Source organism: Halomonas caseinilytica (genome assembly GCF_001662305.1).
Taxonomy (GTDB): domain Bacteria; phylum Pseudomonadota; class Gammaproteobacteria; order Pseudomonadales; family Halomonadaceae; genus Halomonas; species Halomonas caseinilytica.
Genome location: NZ_BDEP01000008.1, coordinates 18,830 through 37,495, shown reverse-complemented (window position 1 = coordinate 37,495; position 18,666 = coordinate 18,830). Strand labels below are relative to the sequence as shown.

The following is an 18,666-nucleotide window of genomic DNA, read 5'->3' as shown; positions in this document are numbered from 1 at the left end:
TCGTCAATGAGCAGATTTCGAGGCGCTCCAACACAGCTTTGGTGTCGTGCAACCGGCCTTTCCACTAAATAATTTCGAAGTAGCGATCCAGCTCCCAGTCCGTAATATGCTTGCGGAATTCTCGCTCTTCCCATTCCCGGGTTGCCGCGAAGTGCTCGACGAAGGCATCGCCGAACAGCGCCCGGGCCGCCTCGGACGCCTTGAGGCGCTGAGCCGCCTCCCACAGGGTGCGCGGCAAGGACTGGTGCGCGGGATGATCGAGCTCGTAGGCATTGCCCTTGACCTGCTCATCGGGCTCAAGCCGGTGCTGGATGCCGTAGAGGCCGGCGCCAATGGCGGCCGCCAGCGCCAGATACGGATTGGCATCGGCGCTGCCGAGGCGATATTCGACCCGCTGCGACTTGGCGCTGCCCGGTATCACTCGCAGCGCCGTGGTACGATTCTCCACGCCCCAGGTGGCCTCGGTTGGCGCCCAGAAGCCGGGAATCAACCGGGTATAGCTGTTGATGGTGGGCGCGAACATGGCCAGGAATTCCGGCATCAGTTTCTGCTGCCCGGCGACGAAATGGCGCTGCACATCGCTCATGCGATAGGGTTTGTCGGCATCGAAGAACACCGACTCGCCGCTTTCCCGATCCCGCAGCGAAAGATGAATATGCCCGCTCTGCCCCGGGTAGTCCGGCGACCACTTGGCCATGAAGGTGGCCATCAGGCCGCGACGCTGAGCCCAGACCTTGGTGAAGGTCTTGAACAGTGCTCCCTTGTCGCCGGCCGCCATGGCATCGTCCACCGCCAGGGCGGCCTCGAGCACGCCGGGGCCGGTCTCGGTGTGCAGCCCCTCGATGGGAAAGTCCATCTCCTGCGACAACGCCAGCAGCTCATGATAGAGCTCGCTATGCACCGAGCTGCGCAGCATCGAGTAGCCCATCATGTCCGGCGTCAGCGGCTTGAGGTCACGAAAGCCCTTCTCGCGCACCGACTCCGGCGTCTCCTGGAACATGAAGAACTCATACTCCAGGGAGCCACTGGCTTCGAAGCCCATGTCTCGTCCCTGCTCCAGCACCCGGCCGAGCAGGCCACGCGGACAGATATCGCCGGCAGGACCGTCGAACTCGGCCAGGAACAGCAGCATCCCGCCTCCCTCGCTCGGCATCTCGCGACAACTGTCGACGATGATTCTCAGAGGCGCATCGGGGTAACCGGTGTGCCAGCCGGTGAAGCGCACATTGTCGTAAAGCTCGTCCTTGCTGTCCCAGCCCAGCACCACGTCGCAGAAGGCGAAACCGTCTTCCAGGGCGGAGAAGAACTTGTCGCGCTGCATGTACTTGCCGAGCATCACGCCGTCGATATCGAACATGCCCACCTTGACGTGGCTCAGGCCGCGCTCCTCGACGATGCGCCGAGCGTCCTCCGTCGTCTTGATGTCTCTCGCCTGCATTCGGCTCATCGTTTCATCCTCATCGGCTACATTGTGCTTGTTCGCGGCCTGGCATCGGGCTCAGGCCTGCTTCGGGCTTGTCTCGGCTTGCTCGTCGAGTTCTCGCTCGGCCAGGGCGATCGCCTCGAATTCCTCTTCCGGCGCCTGGGCCACTAGGTGGTGGCGGCTATAGAACCCGAAATAGGCCAGCATGATGGCGTAGAACACCGCCGACCACAGCGCCGCCTCGACACTGACCACGAACGTCGAGAGGAAGGCGACGATGGCCAGCACGAAGGCCACGCCCGAGGTCAGGATGCCGCCCGGCGTACGATAGGGACGTTCGAGTTCGGGCTCGCGGCGGCGCAGCAGGATATGCGAGAGCGTCATCATGGCGTAGGAGATGGTGGCACCGAAGACCGCCATGGTGATCATCAGATCACCCTTGCCGGTGAGCGAGAGCAGAAAGCCGATGGCCCCAGGCACGATCAGCGCCAGGAACGGCACCTTGCGACCACCGGTGACCGACAGCCAGCGAGGCAGGTAGCCGGCCCGGGACAACGCGAAGGTCTGGCGTGAATAGCCATAGATGATCGAGAAGAAGGACGCTATCAGCCCGGCCAGGCCGACCAGGTTGACGAACCCCGCCGCCCAGGAGTCAGTGCCATACACCGCCTGCAGGGCACCAACCAGCGGCGCGGCGTGCTCGCTCATCGCCGCGGCGCCGGCACCGCCGGGCGCCAGCAGCAACACGCAGGCACCGAACACCAGCAGCACCAGCATGGCCGTGATGATGCCACGCGGCATGTCGCGTCCTGGATCGCCGGCCTCTTCGGCAGCCAGAGGCACGCCTTCGACAGCGAGGAACAACCAGATCGCGAACGGCAAGGCGCCCCAGATACCGATGAACCCTTCGGGCAGAAAGGCCGAGGCCCCCAGAGCGCCGGTATTGACCGAAATATCGAACAGATTGGCGGGATCGAAGTGCGGCAGCATGCCGACCACGAAGACCAGGATGGCGATGACCGCCAGGGCGGTGATCCCCATCATGATCTTCAGTGCCTCACCGGCCCCCCAAAGATGAATGCCGACGAAGACGGCATAGAAGACGGCGTAGACCAGCGGGCCATTGAGGCCGATCAGTTCGTTGACGTAGCCGCCGATGAAGATCGCGATGGCCGCCGGCGCAATGGCGTACTCGAGCAGTATCGCCGTGCCGGTGACATACCCTCCCCAGGGACCGAAGGCACGGCGGGCGAAACTGTAGCCGCCGCCGGCGGTGGGCAGGGAGGAGGAGAGTTCGGCGATCGACAGCACCATGGCCGTGTACATGATCGCCATCAGGATGGTCGCCACCAGCATGCCACCGAATCCACCGGCCGCCAGGCCGAAGTTCCAGCCGGCATAGTCGCCGGAGATCACGTAGGAAACACCGAGGCTGGCCAGCAGGATCCAGCCGGCCGCCCCCTTCTTCAACTTGCGCTTGTCGAGATAAGCCTCGTCGACCGATTCATAGTCCACCGAGGTCGTGGACGTACGGGAATGACTCATTCTGAATACCCCCAACGCTTGTCTTGTCATTGTTAGCGTGGCGTTCGCGTCCACCGGGTCGTGGTTCGTCACGCGCCCTGGCAGTCTGGTGCGGGCTTGAATCAGGGAGCAAGCAGCATCGGTACGGCTGACCGATGCACTATAGGTAAAAACGATAATGCACGCGTCGAGAGCACGCTGACGCGTGCCGTGCACGACCTCGGGGCATCGTGCGAGTGTCCCGGAACGTGAGGTCAGCCAGTACTGACCTCGGCGACCAGCCAGGGCAGGTGTCGACGCAACGCCCCCATGAAGCGCTGGTCGAGCAGATGGCGACTATCCCGCGCGAGCTGAGCCGGCAGGTCGCCCAGTTCATCGCGTCGCGACACCAGCGTCAGGTCGCGTCGCAGCGGCGGCGTGGGTAGCGGCTCGATGCGCAGGGCGAGCCGATCGAGCCCCGCCTGGAAAAGACAGAGCGGTGTGGTGATCGTCCAGCCGCTCCCCGACCCGACGAGACTGAGCAGCGCGAAGGTGTTGTCGATATACAGCCGGGCCGGCAGCTCCAGTCGATTGAGGCGCAGGTGTCGCTCGATGCTCTGTCCGATCAACGACTGGGCGGTATAGCGCACGAAATCCAGTTGGCGCGACAGCCAGCGCAGGTTATCCACCGGCCCCGTCCAGTCGGCGGGCAGGACCAGGACGAAGGGCTCGCCGAGAATGGCGTGGCGCTCCAGGCCATCGTAATTCTCGAGACGGTCGTCCGAGATGATGATGTCGACGTGCCGCGTCAGCAACGAGTGGCCATGCATGTGCGACAGGCCCGTCGTCAGGCTGTAGTCGCTGGTATGACGTCGAATCACCTCGATCAGGGGTTGCCCCACGGCGGTGGCCAGGGAATCCACCAATGCCATGCGGACCTGATGCAGGCGGCCGAAGGCGCCCGACTGGAGCTCTCGCCGAGTATGGCGCGCTTCGTGCAACAATCGCTTGGCGCGATCATAGAAGAAACGACCGGCACTGGTTGGCTCCAGCGGCCGGGAATGACGATCCAGCAGGACCAGCCCCAACCCTTCTTCGAGGTTGGCGAGACTCTGCGATACCGAAGACTGCTTGAGCCCGAGGTATTCGGCAGCAGCGGTCTGGCTACCGCGCTCCAGCGTCTCGACGAAGATTTCCATGCTGCGCAGATCGAACCCGAAGCCGCTTCGCATCCCCTGTCTCCCTTGTGCTTGCCGATCCACAGCATGCCACAGCGGCACACGCCAAGCGCGTCATGACGGGATCGATTCAACGAGAAAGACCTTGAAGGCCTGCCACAGCGGGCTGCGATAACGTTCGGGATGCCAGACCAGAGAGAAGGTTCGGCGCAGCGACAGCTCGCTGTCGAGCGCCACCAGCTCACCCCGCTCGAGTTCGCCCGCCACGCTCAGCCGGGACAGGCAGCCAAGCCCCAGGCCGGCGCGCACGGCCTGCTTGATGGCCTCGTGCTGCCCCAGTTCCATGCGCCCTTTGGCAAGAAGACCGCGAGCCTGCATCGCCCGCTCGAAGACCGAGCGCGTCCCGGAACCCGGCTCTCGGAGAATCCAGTTCGCTCCGGCGAGAGTGTCATCATCGAGTCGTGTTCGCTCCGCCAGGGGATGGTCGGGCGCGGCGACAATGACCAGCCGGTCCTCGCACCAGGTCTCGCTGGCCAGTCGCGGTTCGCGACATTCCCCCTCGATCAGGCCCAGATCCGCCTCGAGGCGCAATACATCGGTGATGACCTCGAAGGTATTGCGCAATTTGAGGCGCAGGTCCACCGCCGGGTGACGCTCGCTGAAGCGACCGGCCAGCCCGGGCAGCAGATAGGTCCCCACCGTGGCACTGGCCGAAATGCTGAGCGCGCCGTGCAACGCCCCCTCGGGCTCCCGGGCGGTCGCCACGAAATCCGCGACGCCCTCCAGAAGCTCCTCCGCCCGCGGCATCATTCGACGCCCCAGCTCATTGAGCAGCAGGCGACGACCGGGACGCTCGAACAGGGCCACTCCGAGCTGGCGCTCGAGATCGGACAGGGCCTGGCTGGTCGCCGACTGCGACAGGCTCAGCGACTCGGCCGCCGCACTCACCGTGCCCAGCCGCGCCACGGTGACGAACACTTGCAGCTGTCGAAAACTCACCGCGGGTGTCATATCGGTTTTTCCGAAAAGAGGTTTCGTTATTAACTGATAACCAGATGAGCTATTAGCGCATAGGATGCTCGACAGGTACAACGTCGTCGAGGATTCCTGCATGTGGCAAGGCCTGTTGATATGCGCCGCCCTCACCAGCGCCGGATTCGGCCTGGTACGGTTACCCGGCCTGGCCGAAAGCAGCGTCAGCCCACTGGTGGTGGCCTTGCTGCTCGGCATCCTGATCGGCAACCTGCCCCTGGCGCGCCGCGCCAAACGCACCGGCCCCGGCCTGGCCTTCGCCACCCGCTGGCTGCTGCGCGGCGGCATCGTGCTGTTCGGCCTGTCGCTGACCCTGCAGCAGGTCGTCGCCCTGGGGCCCAAGGTCCTGCTGCTGGATATGCTGGTCATCGCCAGTGTGCTGACGGCCGGCTACGTGATCGGCACGCGCGTGCTCGGCATGGATCGCGAAACCACCCTGCTGACCAGCGCCGGCAGCGCCATATGCGGTGCCGCGGCGGTGCTGGCCACCGAGTCCACCATTCGCTCGCGCCCCGCCGCCACGGCCATGGCGGTTGCCACCGTGGTGCTGTTCGGCTCGCTGGCGATGCTGCTCTACCCGCTGCTCTATCCGCTGCTGGGCATGGACGAAGGCCTCTACGGCATCTATATCGGGGCCACCATTCACGAGGTCGCTCAGGTCGTGGCCGCCGGCGAGGCAGTGGGCCCCGAGGCTCTGGCCAATGCGGTGATCGTCAAGCTGGTGCGGGTCATGCTGCTGGTGCCTTTCCTGCTGATCGTCGGCCAATGGTGGCTGCGCCGCCATACGGCTGTCGAAGACCGCGCACAAGGCGGGCTGGTGATTCCCTGGTTCGCCTTCGGCTTCATGGCCATGGTGGTGTTCAACAGTCTGGTCGACCTGCCCGCTCCGCTGCACGACGCTCTGGTGCTGACCGGCCAGGTCGCGCTGACCATGGCCATGGCTGCCCTGGGTTTCGAAACGCGGCTGGAGAAGCTGCGCGCCCTGGGCATCCGCCCTTTCCTTCTGGCACTGACCCTGTTCGTGCTGCTGATCGGTGGTGGTTGGATCGCCAGCAATCTGCTGATGGGATGAAGAGATAAGAAAGAAGAGCGAAGAGAATAGGCGTGGGGGAGATGCGACAAGGCCGCGTCCATCGGGCGCGGCCTTGTCGTATCGGCCGATGAGACCGGATGTCACTCGAAGCTGAAGCGCGGTGTCGGTGCGCCGGGCAACAGTTCAGCGCAACGACGAACCTTCTCGATCAGCTCAGCATGGGTCGGCGCCACCAGGTTGACGTGAGCCAGCTTGCGTCCAGGGCGCTCGCTCTTGTCGTAGCGGTGCAGGTGGGCATCCTCAATCTCGAGCAGCCGCGCCGGTTCGCCTTCCTGGCCGATGACATTGACCATGCATGAAGGCATGCGTGCCGCCGTGTCGCCCAGCGGCAGCCCCTGGATGGCGCGCAGATGATTCTCGAACTGGCTGGTCACCGCACCGTCCATGGTCCAGTGGCCGGAGTTGTGCACCCGGGGTGCCATCTCGTTGGCCAGCAGGCCACCGTCAGGCGTCTGGAAGAGCTCCAGGGTCAGCACACCGACATAATCGAGCTCGTCGAGCAGTGCCCGGATATAACCGTCGGCGGTATCCTGGATGGCGTCGTCGAGATCCGGCAGGGGAGCCACCGAGTAGCGCAGAATGCCGTCCACGTGCTGATTCTCGGCCATTGGGTAGAAGACCACCTGGCCGTCGCGCCCCCGCACGGCGATGATCGACACCTCGCGCACGAAATCGACGAAAGCCTCGACGATCAAACGGGGATGATTGATGGTTCGCCAGGCGTCGACGGCCTCTGACGGCGACTTGATCACCGCCTGCCCCTTGCCGTCGTAGCCTTCGGTCACCGACTTGGCGACGACTGGCGTACCCAGCTCGCGTACCGCATCCTCCAGCGCTTCGGCACTTTCCACCAGGCGATAGGCCGGCGTGGGAATCCCCAGGCGATCGAACAGCGCCTTCTCCTCGGCACGATTCTGGCAGACCCGGATCGCTTCGCTGGAGGGATGGACAGGCTTGTGCTCCTCGATGGCCTGGACAAGCGACACCGGCAGGTGCTCGAACTCATAGGTGACCAGATCGACCTTGGCCAGGAAGTCGGCCAGGTGCTTCTGGTCGGTATCCACCATGACATCACCGATGCCGGCGCTGGGGTGGCCGGTGGTATCGAGAAAGGTGAAGCGATTGGCCAGCGGATAACCCGCCAGGGCCAGCATCCGGCCCAGCTGGCCGGCTCCCAGTACACCGATATTCATGCTCTGCCTCACTGTGAATCGGGACGCGGATCGGGGTTGTCCAGCACCTTGCGGGTCTGCTCGGCACGAAAGGTCTCCACCGCCTCGCGCACCGTAGCGTCCTGCAGGCCGACGATCTGTGCGGCCATCAGCCCTGCATTGGTGGCACCGGCCTTGCCGATCGCCAGGGTACCCACCGAAACGCCGCCTGGCATCTGCACGATCGACAACAGCGAATCCAGCCCCTTCAGCGATTTGGACTCCACCGGCACGCCCAGTACCGGCAGCGCCGTCTGGGAAGCCACCATGCCAGGCAGGTGGGCCGCACCACCGGCGCCGGCGATGATCACCTGCAGGCCACGTTCGGCGGCGGACTTGGCGTAATCGAACAGCAAATCGGGGGTACGATGGGCCGAGACCACCCGTGTCTCGCAGGACACCCCCAGGCGCTCGAGCATGTCGACAGCATGCTCCATGACGGGCCAATCGGACTGCGACCCCATGATCACACCGACGCGCGGCGACTCGTTTGCTGGCATCCAGGGCTCCTCGCAAAAGGGCTTTCACAAACCCCGTTCAAAAACAATGACACGCCGAATGGCGGAGCCATTCGACACATGGAAAAGTGGAAGTCGACCATTCTAGCAGAGCCGCGCCGCGCCTACCTCTCCCCGTTTCGTCGAGTGCCGGCACGGCACAACGTCGCCACGGTGCGACAACGAATTTCACGCTTCATGCGAACTTGATTGTTAATATCAAGTCACAGGATCGTCGCCAGCAACCCACCTTTATCCGTACGGAGCATGCCCATGAAACGTTCCCTGCTAATGATCGCCGCCCTGACAGGGACCCTGTTCCTGGCCGGTTGCGACGACGCCAAGGAGGCCGAGCAGGACAACGCCGAAAACGCCCAGGCCGAACAGACCGAACAAGCCAGCACGTCGTCGGATCAGGAGACCCAGAGCGAGGCGTCTGTCACCCGCTCCCTCGAGGGCGTGCTGGAATTCTCCGCGACCGACGTGCCTCTCCCCGATGGGGCCGAAGTCACGGTCAGCCTGCGCGATATCTCGCGAGCCGATGCACCGGCGACCACCATCGCCGAGACGACCGTCACGCCCGGCAACGAAGACCCCGTGGAGTTCCATCTCGATTACGACACCGCCGATGTGAAGCCGGAACACACCCACGGCCTGCGCGCCGCACTGCATGGCGACAAAGGCGAACTGCTGTGGACGACGACATCCCGCCACACCGTCGACGTCGGTCCCGACGCCAAGCAAGGCCCGATCACGCTGGTCCTGGAACCGGTGAACACCACCCCGGACGGCGAAAGCCTGCAACAGGCCCAGCAGGACATGCTGCAGGAAAAAGCGGACGACGCCGATCCCCAGGGCGACAGCGCCGATTCATTGGATGAAGTCAACGAACAGGCCACCGACATGCAGGAACCCGATCCGCAGAACTGATCCTGCACGCGCCCCGGCACCAAGAAAGGCCCCCGCTCGATACCTCAGCGGGGGCCTTGTCGTCTCGCGAACCATCGCCAGACGCTACCCGGCGGTCGCTGCCTGGCGGTGGCTGGCCAGCCAGTTGCCGGCGATGGCCACGACCATCACCGTCGCCCCGATGACCTCGGCCACCAGGCTCGGATAGAAGACGGCAATCATCGCCGGCACCAGCACCAGGCGCACCGGTATCGACATGCGCGTGAACAGATAGCCCTCCAGGGCCGCAGCGAAGGCCCCCAGGGCCAGGAAGCCGGTCAACGCTGTCCACACCAGCAACGGCCAGGGCCCGCCCATGATGATCTCCGGGTTGTAGACCATGAACAGCGGGATCAGGTAGAGCCCCTTGGCGAACTTCCAGGCCTGGAACCCCGTATCCATGGGCTTGCTGCCCGCAATCGCCGCCCCGGCAAAGCCGGCCAGGGCGATCGGCGGCGTGACATTGGAATCCTGGGAATACCAGAACACCACCAGGTGAGCGATCAGAAGCGGCACGCCGAATTCGGCGGTCAACGCCGGCCCCACCAGCACGATCAACACGATATAGCTGGCCGTCACCGGCAGCCCCATGCCCAGCACAAGGCTGGCCAGCAGTACCATCACCAGCGCCAGCAACAAGTGGCCATTGGAGAAGGCCATCATCATCGCCGAGAATTTCAGGCCCAGGCCGGTGAGCCCTACCACGCCGACGATGATCCCGGCCACAGCACAGGCCATGGAGACCGCCACGGCATTGCGGGCACCGAGCTCGAGCCCCTCGAGCACCTTGAGCGCCCCGTTGCGCACGGCGAGTTTCAGGGCGCTCGCCGTGACCGGCTGCCCCTGCTTGGGCGCCACGAAAAACATCCAGATGAAAAAACGCAGGGCCGCCACCGCCAGCGTGGTCAGGATGGCGTAATAACCGACCCGCATCGGCGACAGATTCATGACCAGCAGCCACACCAGCACTGCCAGCGGCAGCAGGAAGTGCCATCCGGCTCCCAGCACGTCGCGCATCTGCGGCAGCTCGTCCTTGCTCATGCCCTGCATGCCCTGCTTCAGGGCGATGATGTGCACGAACAGATAGACGGTGCCGAAGTACATGATCGCCGGCAGGATGCTGACCTTGACCACTTCCAGGTAGGGCATGCGGGTGTATTCGGCGATCAGGAAGGCGCCCGCCCCCATCAGCGGCGGCATGATCTGCCCGCCGGTGGAGGCCGCCGCCTCGATGCCGCCGGCCTGATGCGGCCGGTAGCCCAACCGCTTCATCAGCGGGATGGTGAAGGCGCCGGTGGTCACCACATTGGCGATGGCGCTGCCCGAGATCGACCCCATGCCGGCCGAGGCGATGACCGCCGCCTTGGCCGGGCCGCCGCGCTGCCGGCCGGTGGCCGCATAGGCCAGGTCGATGAAGAACTTGCCGGCACCGGTGATCTCGAGAAAGGCACCGAACAGCACGAAGATGAAGATATAGGTGGCCGCTACCCCCATGGGCAGGCCGAAGATTCCTTCCTGCCCCAGGTAGAGTTGTCCGACCAGGCGGTCCAGGCCATAGCCACGGTGCTCGAGGATGCCGGGCAGCCACTCGCCAAGCCAGGGCAGCTCGCCACGCGACCCGGCGAAGGCGTAGAGGATGGCGAGCACGCCGATCACCGTCATGCCCAGCCCCACCGCACGACGACTCGCCTCGAGCACGGTGACGGTGGCGATGCAGCCGACCACGATGTCAGTCTGGGTCCAGAACCCGGCTCGGTTGATGATCTCGTCGAGATACAACACCAAATAGCCCCCGGTGATCACCGCACCGGCGAAGAACACCAGATCGATCAGGCTCCCGACCACGCCCCTGGGCCGGTTGGGGCCGAACACAGGGAACATCAGGAAAGCCAGCATCATGATCAAGGCCAGGTGGATGCTGCGCTGGTAGAAGAGCCCCAAGGGCTCGATACCGGCGGAGTAGAGCTGAAACAGCGAAAGTCCGACGGCCACCAGGGTGATCAGCCTGAGCACAGGCAGGGAATGCTTGGCCTGGCTGCCGGGAATGACGGGGGAATTGCCCGAATCGCTCATGAAGAGTCTCTCGCAACGGCAGGTGAAGCACCGCCCGATTCTGCGGGACGATGCAAGGGTCTCAAGGGTTGGTGTACAGGCCGATGGTCACGCCTTCGTTGGCGGCCAGCTCACTGAGGCTGATCACGACGGGGCCGTCCTCGGCAAGGAGGCGCTCGTCGATGCGGCACCCCCGCGTCCGTGACCTCTCCAGCAAAGCTCGCAGGCTCGGCTCGCCATACCGCACCAGTCGATGGTCGACGCGCATGGCACCGACACGCAGGCGATAGCGATCTCCGGGGACCGGCTCGTCGAGATCTTCGATCCAGTAGCCGCCCTGGCCGTCGGAGACCTGACGCCCGCGCCCGGGAATGTGATCGAGCCCGGCGGCGAAATCCGGCAGATGGCTGCGCTCCAGCACCATATGTCCACCGACATTGCGGTAGCAATCGTGCACGGCAAAACCTTCCACCGAATGATTCCAGGCCAGGCACCAGCCAGCGCCTTCCGGCATCGGCAGGCTCACCAGCAGGCGCCCATCGGCGCCGTTCACTCTCAGCTCATGGGCCGGACACTCGGCCAGCGCCGGCGCCGGCAACAGCAGACACGCCAGGCACAGCAACAGGGCGGGCCCTCGACGAGCCCGCCCCGGTGCCACGCAGTGCATCCGACGCCGCATCACGGACGTTGACGATCCTCGATCTCGGCCCCCTGCTCCTCGTAGTAACGCAGAGCCCCCGGATGGAAGGCAATGGGCGTGGAATCGACGCTGAATTTCACGGTGGTGTCATTGGCCGCCGGATGGATGGCGATCAACTGATCGGTGTGCTCGAACAGCGTCTTGGTGATCTGATAGGCCAGCTCCTCATCCATCTCGGCGTTGGTGGCCAGAATGTTGGGGATACCGATGGTCTGCACCGGCTCTTCCATGCCCTCGTAGAGATCGGCGCGCAGTTCATAGGGCGCGAAGACCGGCACTTCCTCGCGGGCATTGGCGACTTCCTCGTCGCTCAGGCCGATCAGGCGAATGTCGCGGGTGGTGGCCAGGTTCATGATCGAACTGGTGGGCGGCCCCACACTCCAGAAGCCGGCATCGATATCGCCGTCGCGGATGGCATCGGCGGTCTCGTTGAAGTTGAGACGGCGCGCTTCGAAATCGTCGTAGCTGATGCCGTTGGACTCCAGCACGGCCCGGGCGTTGAGCTCGGTACCGCTCCCCGGCGCGCCCACCGAGACGATCTTGCCCTCGAGATCCTCCAGGGACTCGATGCCGGAATCGGCCATGGTCACGATCTGCACGGCGTTGGGATAGACGGAAGCCAAGGCCCGGATGTTCTCGAGCTGGCGGCCCTCGAAGTCGCCGGTGCCGTTATAGGCCTGGTAGACCGTATCGGCCAGGGCCAGGGCCATGTCGGAATCGCCACGCCAGACCAGCCCCATGTTCTCCACCGATGCGCCCGTCACCTCGGCCACGGCGTCATAGCCGTCGATGTGTTCCTTGATCAGCTCGGCCAGGCCACCGCCATAGGGATAGTAGGTACCGCCGGTACCGCCGGTGGCGATGGACAGCTGCTGCTGGGCCACTGCCGCGGGCGCGGCCACCAGCAGCGAAGCCGCCAGAGCGTACTTGAGAGCGCGCATGAATAACCTCCGTTGCGATTCAGATATCGTTGTCATTGGTGACGACGGCTTCGGCCGCCTCGGGAAACGCTAGCAGCCCCCCGGCGGCGGGGCCAGACCTTATTTCCACGCTTTCGGGACTGGCAGGCAAGTCTCCCAAGGTCGTATGCCGCTCAGTCCGTCACCTGCGCCTTGAGTTTCTCGACGATATGAGCACCGATGGGCAACGCCGAGGTGGCTGCCGGCGACGGGGCATTGCCCACGTTGAGCGTGCGCGGCGTGCTGACGAACAGAAAATCGTCGACCAGCTTGCCGTCCCGGGATACCGCCTGGGCCCTCACACCGGCCGGATAAGGCTCGAGATCGTCCAGCGTCAGGCTCGGACAGTACTTGCGCACGAGCGCCAGATAGCCTCGCTTGTGCCAGGAATTCTTCATCTCCGCCAGGCCCGGCCGCCAGTTCCGCCCCAGAACCTTGAGAATGCCGGGATTGGCGGCCATGCCGGCAAGATCGCGCAGCGAGACGTCGCGTCGGCGATATCCTTCGCGCTTGAGGGCCAGGACGGCATTGGGCCCCACGGTGACCGAGCCGTCGATCATGCGTGTCAGGTGCACGCCGAGAAACGGCATGGCAGGGTCGGGAATCGGATAGATCAGATGGCTGACGATCGCATTGTGGTGCTCGGGCAGCACATAGTACTCCCCCCGGAAGGGACAGATGGTGAACCCCGGCTTCTGCCCAAGCATGCGGATCACGCGATCGGCCATCAGCCCGGAACAGGTCACCAGATAGCGGCCGGTGAACTCACCCTTAGTGGTCGTCACCACCACTTCGCGGCGACGTTCCTCCAGGTTCGAGACCTCGGCGCCATAGCGAATCTCGCCGCCCATCCGCTCGAACTCGGCGGCCATGGCACGCGTCACCGCAGCATAATCGACGATCCCGCTGGATGGCACGAAGATGCCGGCAAGGCCGGTCACATTGGGCTCGCGCTCGCGCAGCGCCTCGCCGCTCAACCACTCGCGCTCCAGTCCATTGGCCGCGGTGCGCTCCCAGAGCGCCTCCATGCGCTGCTTTTCCTGCTCGCTGGTGGCCACCAGCAGCTTGCCGCAGATGTCGTACGCGACACCGTGGGCATCGCAGAAGTCGCGCGTGGCACGATTGCCCGCCAGGCAGAAACGAGCCTTCAAGCTACCCGGCGTGTAGTAGACGCCGGCATGGATCACGCCGCTGTTGTGCCCGGTCTGGTGACATGCCGGTGCCGACTCCTTTTCCACGAGCAGCATGCGCCGATCCGGAAAGGCCTGCTTGAGCTGCATGGCGGTGGACATGCCGAGGATGCCGCCGCCGATGATGATGAAATCGTGCATCGCCCGCCCCATCGTTGGATTAACGGATACCGCTCTGGCATCAGCCCGACGATGACTCGCCCTCCAGCTCGCGGCGCATCATGGTGTCACTGTAGGCCACGCCGTAGCGGTGTCGGGACCATGCATAGAAGACCAGCCCGAGCAGCGTCCAGGCGGCGAAGATGCTCCACTCCACCGTGGACAGTGCCGATGGGCTCCCCGGCAGGTAGAGACCGATCAGCGCGATGGAGAGCAGCACCGAGAGCGCACCGACGGTCTTGCCGTGGCGCACGCGGAACGGGCGATGCAATTCGGGCTCACGGCGGCGCAGCACGACGAAGGACAACGCGACGAACAGATAGGCGATGACGATGCCCAGGCCACCGGCCACCACCAGCCAGACCAGCGCCGGCCGCCCGAAGAAAGGTGCGATGGCCGACAGCAGCCCCATGACCAGAATGGCATTGGTCGGCGTTCGATGCCGAGGATGCAGCCTGGCCAGAAAGGCCGGCAGCATACCGGCGTGCGCCAGGGCGTAGATGGCGCGGGATCCCCCGATGTAGAAGGCATTCCAGCTGGTGATGATGCCGGCGATGCCGGCCAGGATCATGAGATTGCCGGCCCAGGGCGCCTGGAAGACCGCCTGCATGGCATCGGGCACCGCCAACGAACTCTCGGCCAGCGCCGAAGGATCGAGCATCAAGGCAGTACCGAGGATGATGAGGGCATACCAGAAGACTGCCAGGATCACCGAGATCATCAGCACTCGGCCGATGTCTCGAAACGGCAGGTTGATCTCTTCGGCCGCCTGCGGAATCACGTCGAAACCGACGAACATGAACGGCACCATGATGATCACCGCCATGATCCCACCGATCACCCCCTCCTCCACATTGAACAGCGGCGTCAGGGTGGACGCTTCACCCTCGAACAGGGCGCCGGTGATGAACATGATGCCCACCACCAGGATCAGCAACGTCACGACCTTCTGCACCAGAGCCGCCGTGCGCACCCCGATGTAGTTGATCCATGTCATCGCCACCGAACCAGCCACCCCGACGGCCACCCAGGTGGCGTTGACCTCCCAGCCAGCGATGGTCCACATCCGTCCCACGGCATAGTTCGGGAAGAGATGCTCCACCACGGTCGGTAGGGCCACGGCCTCGAAGGAGACGACGCTGACATAGCCCAGCGTGATCGCCCAGGTGCACAGAAAGGAAGCGAAATGGCCCAGCGCCCGGTAGCTGTAGACGTGCTCGCCGCCTACCTGCGGCATGGCCGAGGCAAGCTCGGCATAGGTCAGCCCCACCAGCACGATCACGGCACCGCCCAGCAGAAAGGCAACGATCGCCCCCAGGCTGCCGGCCGACTGGATCCAGTTGCCCGTCATCACGATCCAGCCCCAGCCGATCATCGCGCCGAATGCCAGCGCCAGCACATCCTTGCGCGCCAATACTCGTGTCAGTCGTGTCGTAGCGTCATGCATCTGTCGGTTATCCCTATTGTTGTCGATGGATCGTGACGTGTTATCGGTTGATCGTGATGTTCCATTTATCAATCAACGTCAAAAATAAGTAACATCGACACATGCCGACTGACAACGCCAGCCTGCTTTTTCCTTCCCTTCTCTCGCCCCCTGTCTCGCCCCTTTCCTCAACCCTTTCCTACCCCTTTCGTCGTAGCCTGGCGCCCCGGACGCGCCCCACTCGCCGTGCCCGACGCCTTGCCTGCCACGACCTGCCGATTCGGACTTGTCAGAGACTGGCGAAAGTGGGAAAAAGGTTGCATCCTGTAGCGGTCGTTCTGTCCCACTGGAGCATCATGAGCACGGCAAGCCATACCTGCGAGACGGATCCCGTCGATCCTCCTCCACGAAGATGCCCTGACCTCGATGTCAGGGACCTGGAACAACGCACGCGCCTCATGCGCATCCTCACTCGGCTGATCGCCGTATCAGATCTCGGCAGCCGCGATATTGCCCGCCGCGCCGGCCTGCCGATGCAGAAGATCAGCGACCTCCTCGCCGGGCGCCTGGAACAGCTCACCCTCGACGAGCTGCGGAGCCTGCGAAGGACCATCGACCCCGAACTCACGTCTTCCTGAACGCCCCGGCAGCCCGTCGCCCCAGGCACTACCCGACCGATCGACGACTGCCGATAGCTTTCAGCAAGTCTCCAGCAACGGGCTGGCACGCCGCCAGCCTTCACCGATCAGCGATACAGGGAGTTTCCCCATGCGACATCTCGTTACCGGCCTGCTGGCCACCGGGCTCGTCATGGCCGCTGCGTCCCCCGCGATGGCCGATGGCCGTGCCACGCTGGAGGCCCAGTCCGACCAGGGCAGCGTCACCATGGACGTACGCTGGGCCGGCGAAAACCTGAGAATGGACTTTCCCGACCAGTCGCAAGCCGGTTTCATGCTGCTCCGCGATGGCAACGGCTATCTGGTCACCCAGGTACAGGGGCAAACCATGGTCATGGACATGGCCAAGCTGAAGGACATGGCCGAGAACATGGGCGGCAGTGAGCTCGAGACCATGACCGGCCAGCAGGCCAGCCAGGTCGACGCCCTCGACGCCACGGGCGACAGCGAGACCATCGCCGGCCTCGAAGGCGAGATCTATCGGCTCCAGTGGACCGACAAGAACGGTACCGCACACGACGACGAGGTAGTGCTCAGCGACGATGCCCAGGTGCGGGAACTGATGTCGGCCTTCCATGACTACCAGCGCACCATGACCGGAGAGCCCGACCCCATCGCCACCTCGCTGGAAGAGCGCGGCCTGGGTATGCTGCGCTTCGGTGACCGCTTTCGACTGGCCGAGCTGACCGACGCCTCGCCGGCGCCGGATGTCTTCGAATTGCCCGAGAACGCCAAGTCCTTCGAGGACATGATGCGCTCGGCCGTCTCGGAGTGACCCTGGTCACTCCAGGCGGTCGGTCACCGCGCCCATCGAGGCCGAGCTGACAACCCGCGCATACTTGGCCAGGGCGCCCCGGGTATAGCGAGGCTCGGGGCGTCGCCAGGCGTTACGCCGCCGCGCCAGTTCATCGTCGTCCAGCGCCACGTCGATGGTATTGGCCTCGGCGTCGATGGTGATGATGTCGCCATCCTCCAGCAGCGCCAGGGGGCCGCCGTCGAAGGCTTCGGGCGTGACGTGACCGACCACGAACCCGTGGCTGCCACCGGAGAAGCGCCCATCGGTGATCAAGGCCACCTGGTCGCCGAGGCCTCGCCCCATGATCGCCGAGGTCGGCGTCAGCATCTCGCGCATGCCCGGCCCGCCACGCGGCCCTTCGTAACGGATGACCACGACATCGCCGGCCACCACGCCACCGTCGTTGATGCTCGCCTGGGCCTGCTCCTCGGAGCCGAATACCCGCGCCGTGCCGGTGAACCGGGTGCCTTCCTTGCCGGTGATCTTGGCCACAGCTCCCTCCGGCGCCAGATTGCCGTAGAGGATGCGCAGATGGCTCTCGTCCTTGAGCGGTGCCTCGAGGGGGGCGATGATCGATTGGCCCTCGGGATAGGGCGCCACATCGGCCAGGTTCTCTGCCAGGGTCCGCCCTGTCACCGTCAGGCAATCGCCATGCAGCAGGCCGGCATCGAGCAGGGTCTTCATCAGCGGCAAGATACCGCCGATGGCGACCAACTCGCTCATCATGTAGTACCCACTGGGACGCAGGTCGGCAAGCACCGGCACACGGCGGCCGATGGCGGTGAAGTCATCGAGACCCAGCGGCACGCCGATGGTGTCGGCCATGGCGATCAGATGCAGCACGGCATTGGTCGAGCCGCCCAGCGCGATCACCACCGTGATGGCATTCTCGAAGGCCTCCCGGGTCATGATGTCCGAAGGCTTGATGTCATGCTCGAGCAGGTTCAAGACGGCCTCCCCCGCCGCATGACTGTCGGCTCGCTTCTCGTCCGACACGGCGTTCTGGGCGGAGCTGCCCGGCAGGCTCATGCCCAACGCTTCGATGGCCGAGGCCATGGTGTTGGCGGTGTACATACCGCCACAGGCCCCGGGGCCGGGAATCGCCGTCTCCTCGATGCGCTTCACGTCAATGAGATCGAGATCGCCTCGACTGTGGGCGCCCATGGCCTCGAACACCGAGACCAGGTCGGTATGGTCGGCGCCGGGCATGATGGTACCGCCATAGACGAAGACGCTGGGGCGATTCAATCGGGCCAGCCCCATCAGGCACCCCGGCATGTTCTTGTCGCAGCCGCCCAGCGCCACCAGGCCATCGAAGCCCTCGCAGCCGGCCACCGTCTCGATGGAGTCGGCGATCACCTCCCGCGACACCAGCGAGTACTTCATGCCCTCGGTGCCGTTGGCGATGCCATCGGAAATGGTGATGGTATTGAAGATCACTCCCTTGCCACCGGCCGCGTCGGCCCCGGCACTGGCCCGATCGGCCAGTTCGGCGAGATGGCTGTTGCAGGGCGTGACCTGGCTCCAGGTCGAGGCAATGCCCACCTGCGGCTTGCTGAAGTCGTCATCGGAAAAGCCGACCGCACGTAACATGGCGCGGCTGGCCGACTTGCCGACGCCATCTACCACCGGGGCGGAATATCGACGACGTGCATCACTTGGCGTATCGCTCATGCGGGCTCTCCTCGGGTCGCTAGTCCTGGTTGTCATATAAAAAGTCGACGAGCGGGCCCTTTCGCGTAAAAGGCCTGGCCTTCAGAGAGTGACCGGGCATGCCCGCGCTGACAACCCGTTCGTGGCCGAGGATGGCCTCCCCAACAGC

16 protein-coding genes are annotated in these 18,666 nt (G+C 64.6%); 4 read left to right on the top strand and 12 right to left on the bottom strand.

Annotation, left to right across the window (positions count from 1 at the left end):
- Positions 1 to 64: 64 nt before the first annotated feature.
- The 4 genes from A9O65_RS05660 to A9O65_RS05645 form a co-directional block, all read right to left on the bottom strand.
- Positions 65 to 1,447, bottom strand: coding sequence for a glutamine synthetase family protein (locus A9O65_RS05660; RefSeq protein ID WP_064701584.1), 1,383 nt, complete (start codon positions 1,445 to 1,447; stop codon positions 65 to 67).
- Between the two features lie 51 nt (positions 1,448 to 1,498).
- Positions 1,499 to 2,968, bottom strand: coding sequence for an ethanolamine permease (gene eat / locus A9O65_RS05655; protein WP_064700067.1), 1,470 nt, complete (start codon positions 2,966 to 2,968; stop codon positions 1,499 to 1,501).
- 233 nt (positions 2,969 to 3,201) lie between these two features.
- Positions 3,202 to 4,158: a LysR family transcriptional regulator gene (locus A9O65_RS05650; protein ID WP_064700068.1), complete on the bottom strand. Its 957-nt coding sequence runs from the start codon at positions 4,156 to 4,158 to the stop codon at positions 3,202 to 3,204.
- A 60-nt stretch (positions 4,159 to 4,218) separates the two neighbouring features.
- Positions 4,219 to 5,103 (bottom strand): LysR substrate-binding domain-containing protein, encoded by an 885-nt coding sequence (locus A9O65_RS05645; protein ID WP_249260690.1) that lies wholly within the window; start codon positions 5,101 to 5,103, stop codon positions 4,219 to 4,221.
- A gap of 112 nt (positions 5,104 to 5,215) precedes the next feature.
- On the opposite strand from A9O65_RS05645, the gene A9O65_RS05640 reads away from it, so the two are divergent.
- Positions 5,216 to 6,208 (top strand): YeiH family protein, encoded by a 993-nt coding sequence (locus A9O65_RS05640; RefSeq protein WP_064700070.1) that lies wholly within the window; start codon positions 5,216 to 5,218, stop codon positions 6,206 to 6,208.
- 101 nt (positions 6,209 to 6,309) lie between these two features.
- Here A9O65_RS05640 and A9O65_RS05635 read toward each other — a convergent pair whose 3' ends face one another.
- A complete protein-coding gene (locus A9O65_RS05635) occupies positions 6,310 to 7,422 on the bottom strand; it encodes a 5-(carboxyamino)imidazole ribonucleotide synthase (protein WP_064700071.1) in 1,113 nt (370 codons plus the stop codon).
- 8 nt (positions 7,423 to 7,430) lie between these two features.
- Positions 7,431 to 7,940 (bottom strand): 5-(carboxyamino)imidazole ribonucleotide mutase, encoded by a 510-nt coding sequence (purE, locus tag A9O65_RS05630; RefSeq protein WP_064700072.1) that lies wholly within the window; start codon positions 7,938 to 7,940, stop codon positions 7,431 to 7,433.
- A gap of 270 nt (positions 7,941 to 8,210) precedes the next feature.
- Between purE and A9O65_RS05625 the strand changes: the two genes are divergently transcribed.
- Positions 8,211 to 8,867, top strand: coding sequence for a YbaY family lipoprotein (locus A9O65_RS05625; RefSeq protein ID WP_064700073.1), 657 nt, complete (start codon positions 8,211 to 8,213; stop codon positions 8,865 to 8,867).
- A gap of 84 nt (positions 8,868 to 8,951) precedes the next feature.
- Here the strand turns inward: A9O65_RS05625 and A9O65_RS05620 are convergent, their stop codons facing one another.
- From A9O65_RS05620 to A9O65_RS05600, 5 genes are all read right to left on the bottom strand, one after another.
- On the bottom strand, positions 8,952 to 10,958 hold the full coding sequence (locus A9O65_RS05620) for a TRAP transporter permease (RefSeq protein WP_064701582.1): 2,007 nt from the start codon (positions 10,956 to 10,958) through the stop codon (positions 8,952 to 8,954).
- 61 nt (positions 10,959 to 11,019) lie between these two features.
- Positions 11,020 to 11,616 (bottom strand): DUF1850 domain-containing protein, encoded by a 597-nt coding sequence (locus A9O65_RS05615; protein WP_064701581.1) that lies wholly within the window; start codon positions 11,614 to 11,616, stop codon positions 11,020 to 11,022.
- Positions 11,616 to 12,578 carry a TAXI family TRAP transporter solute-binding subunit gene (locus tag A9O65_RS05610; RefSeq protein ID WP_064701580.1) on the bottom strand — a complete coding sequence of 321 codons (963 nt, stop codon included), beginning with the start codon at positions 12,576 to 12,578 and terminating at the stop codon, positions 11,616 to 11,618. Before A9O65_RS05610 ends, A9O65_RS05615 begins: the two co-directional genes overlap by 1 nt.
- Positions 12,579 to 12,730: 152 nt before the next feature.
- The gene (lhgD, locus tag A9O65_RS05605; protein WP_064700077.1) at positions 12,731 to 13,927 is read right to left on the bottom strand and encodes an L-2-hydroxyglutarate dehydrogenase; all 1,197 of its coding nucleotides are present in this window, start codon (positions 13,925 to 13,927) and stop codon (positions 12,731 to 12,733) included.
- A gap of 40 nt (positions 13,928 to 13,967) precedes the next feature.
- Positions 13,968 to 15,392, bottom strand: coding sequence for an APC family permease (locus A9O65_RS05600; protein ID WP_064700078.1), 1,425 nt, complete (start codon positions 15,390 to 15,392; stop codon positions 13,968 to 13,970).
- A 335-nt stretch (positions 15,393 to 15,727) separates the two neighbouring features.
- Here A9O65_RS05600 and A9O65_RS05595 point away from each other — a divergent pair, with 335 nt between their 5' ends.
- Together A9O65_RS05595 and A9O65_RS05590 are read left to right on the top strand one after the other, a co-directional pair.
- Positions 15,728 to 16,009 (top strand): XRE family transcriptional regulator, encoded by a 282-nt coding sequence (locus A9O65_RS05595; protein ID WP_064700079.1) that lies wholly within the window; start codon positions 15,728 to 15,730, stop codon positions 16,007 to 16,009.
- A gap of 130 nt (positions 16,010 to 16,139) precedes the next feature.
- Positions 16,140 to 16,823 (top strand): hypothetical protein, encoded by a 684-nt coding sequence (locus tag A9O65_RS05590; RefSeq protein WP_064700080.1) that lies wholly within the window; start codon positions 16,140 to 16,142, stop codon positions 16,821 to 16,823.
- A 6-nt stretch (positions 16,824 to 16,829) separates the two neighbouring features.
- Here A9O65_RS05590 and ilvD read toward each other — a convergent pair whose 3' ends face one another.
- Entirely contained in the window at positions 16,830 to 18,518 is a 1,689-nt protein-coding gene (gene ilvD / locus A9O65_RS05585; protein WP_064701579.1) for a dihydroxy-acid dehydratase, read from the bottom strand.
- Between the last annotated feature and the right edge of the window lie 148 nt (positions 18,519 to 18,666).

Bases quoted from the DNA above. Each gene is read 5' to 3' on its own strand.
- A9O65_RS05650 (WP_064700068.1), bottom strand. From the start codon at position 4,158: ATGCGAAGCGGCTTCGGGTTCGATCTGCGCAGCATGGAAATCTTCGTC.
- A9O65_RS05590 (WP_064700080.1), top strand. From the start codon at position 16,140: ATGCGACATCTCGTTACCGGCCTGCTGGCCACCGGGCTCGTCATGGCC.
- A9O65_RS05625 (WP_064700073.1), top strand. From the start codon at position 8,211: ATGAAACGTTCCCTGCTAATGATCGCCGCCCTGACAGGGACCCTGTTC.
- lhgD (WP_064700077.1), bottom strand. From the start codon at position 13,927: ATGCACGATTTCATCATCATCGGCGGCGGCATCCTCGGCATGTCCACC.
- A9O65_RS05610 (WP_064701580.1), bottom strand. From the start codon at position 12,578: ATGCGCGCTCTCAAGTACGCTCTGGCGGCTTCGCTGCTGGTGGCCGCG.
- A9O65_RS05635 (WP_064700071.1), bottom strand. From the start codon at position 7,422: ATGAATATCGGTGTACTGGGAGCCGGCCAGCTGGGCCGGATGCTGGCC.
- A9O65_RS05595 (WP_064700079.1), top strand. From the start codon at position 15,728: ATGAGCACGGCAAGCCATACCTGCGAGACGGATCCCGTCGATCCTCCT.
- A9O65_RS05620 (WP_064701582.1), bottom strand. From the start codon at position 10,958: ATGAGCGATTCGGGCAATTCCCCCGTCATTCCCGGCAGCCAGGCCAAG.
- purE (WP_064700072.1), bottom strand. From the start codon at position 7,940: ATGCCAGCAAACGAGTCGCCGCGCGTCGGTGTGATCATGGGGTCGCAG.
- A9O65_RS05615 (WP_064701581.1), bottom strand. From the start codon at position 11,616: ATGCGGCGTCGGATGCACTGCGTGGCACCGGGGCGGGCTCGTCGAGGG.
- eat (WP_064700067.1), bottom strand. From the start codon at position 2,968: ATGAGTCATTCCCGTACGTCCACGACCTCGGTGGACTATGAATCGGTC.
- A9O65_RS05640 (WP_064700070.1), top strand. From the start codon at position 5,216: ATGTGGCAAGGCCTGTTGATATGCGCCGCCCTCACCAGCGCCGGATTC.
- A9O65_RS05660 (WP_064701584.1), bottom strand. From the start codon at position 1,447: ATGAGCCGAATGCAGGCGAGAGACATCAAGACGACGGAGGACGCTCGG.
- A9O65_RS05600 (WP_064700078.1), bottom strand. From the start codon at position 15,392: ATGCATGACGCTACGACACGACTGACACGAGTATTGGCGCGCAAGGAT.
- ilvD (WP_064701579.1), bottom strand. From the start codon at position 18,518: ATGAGCGATACGCCAAGTGATGCACGTCGTCGATATTCCGCCCCGGTG.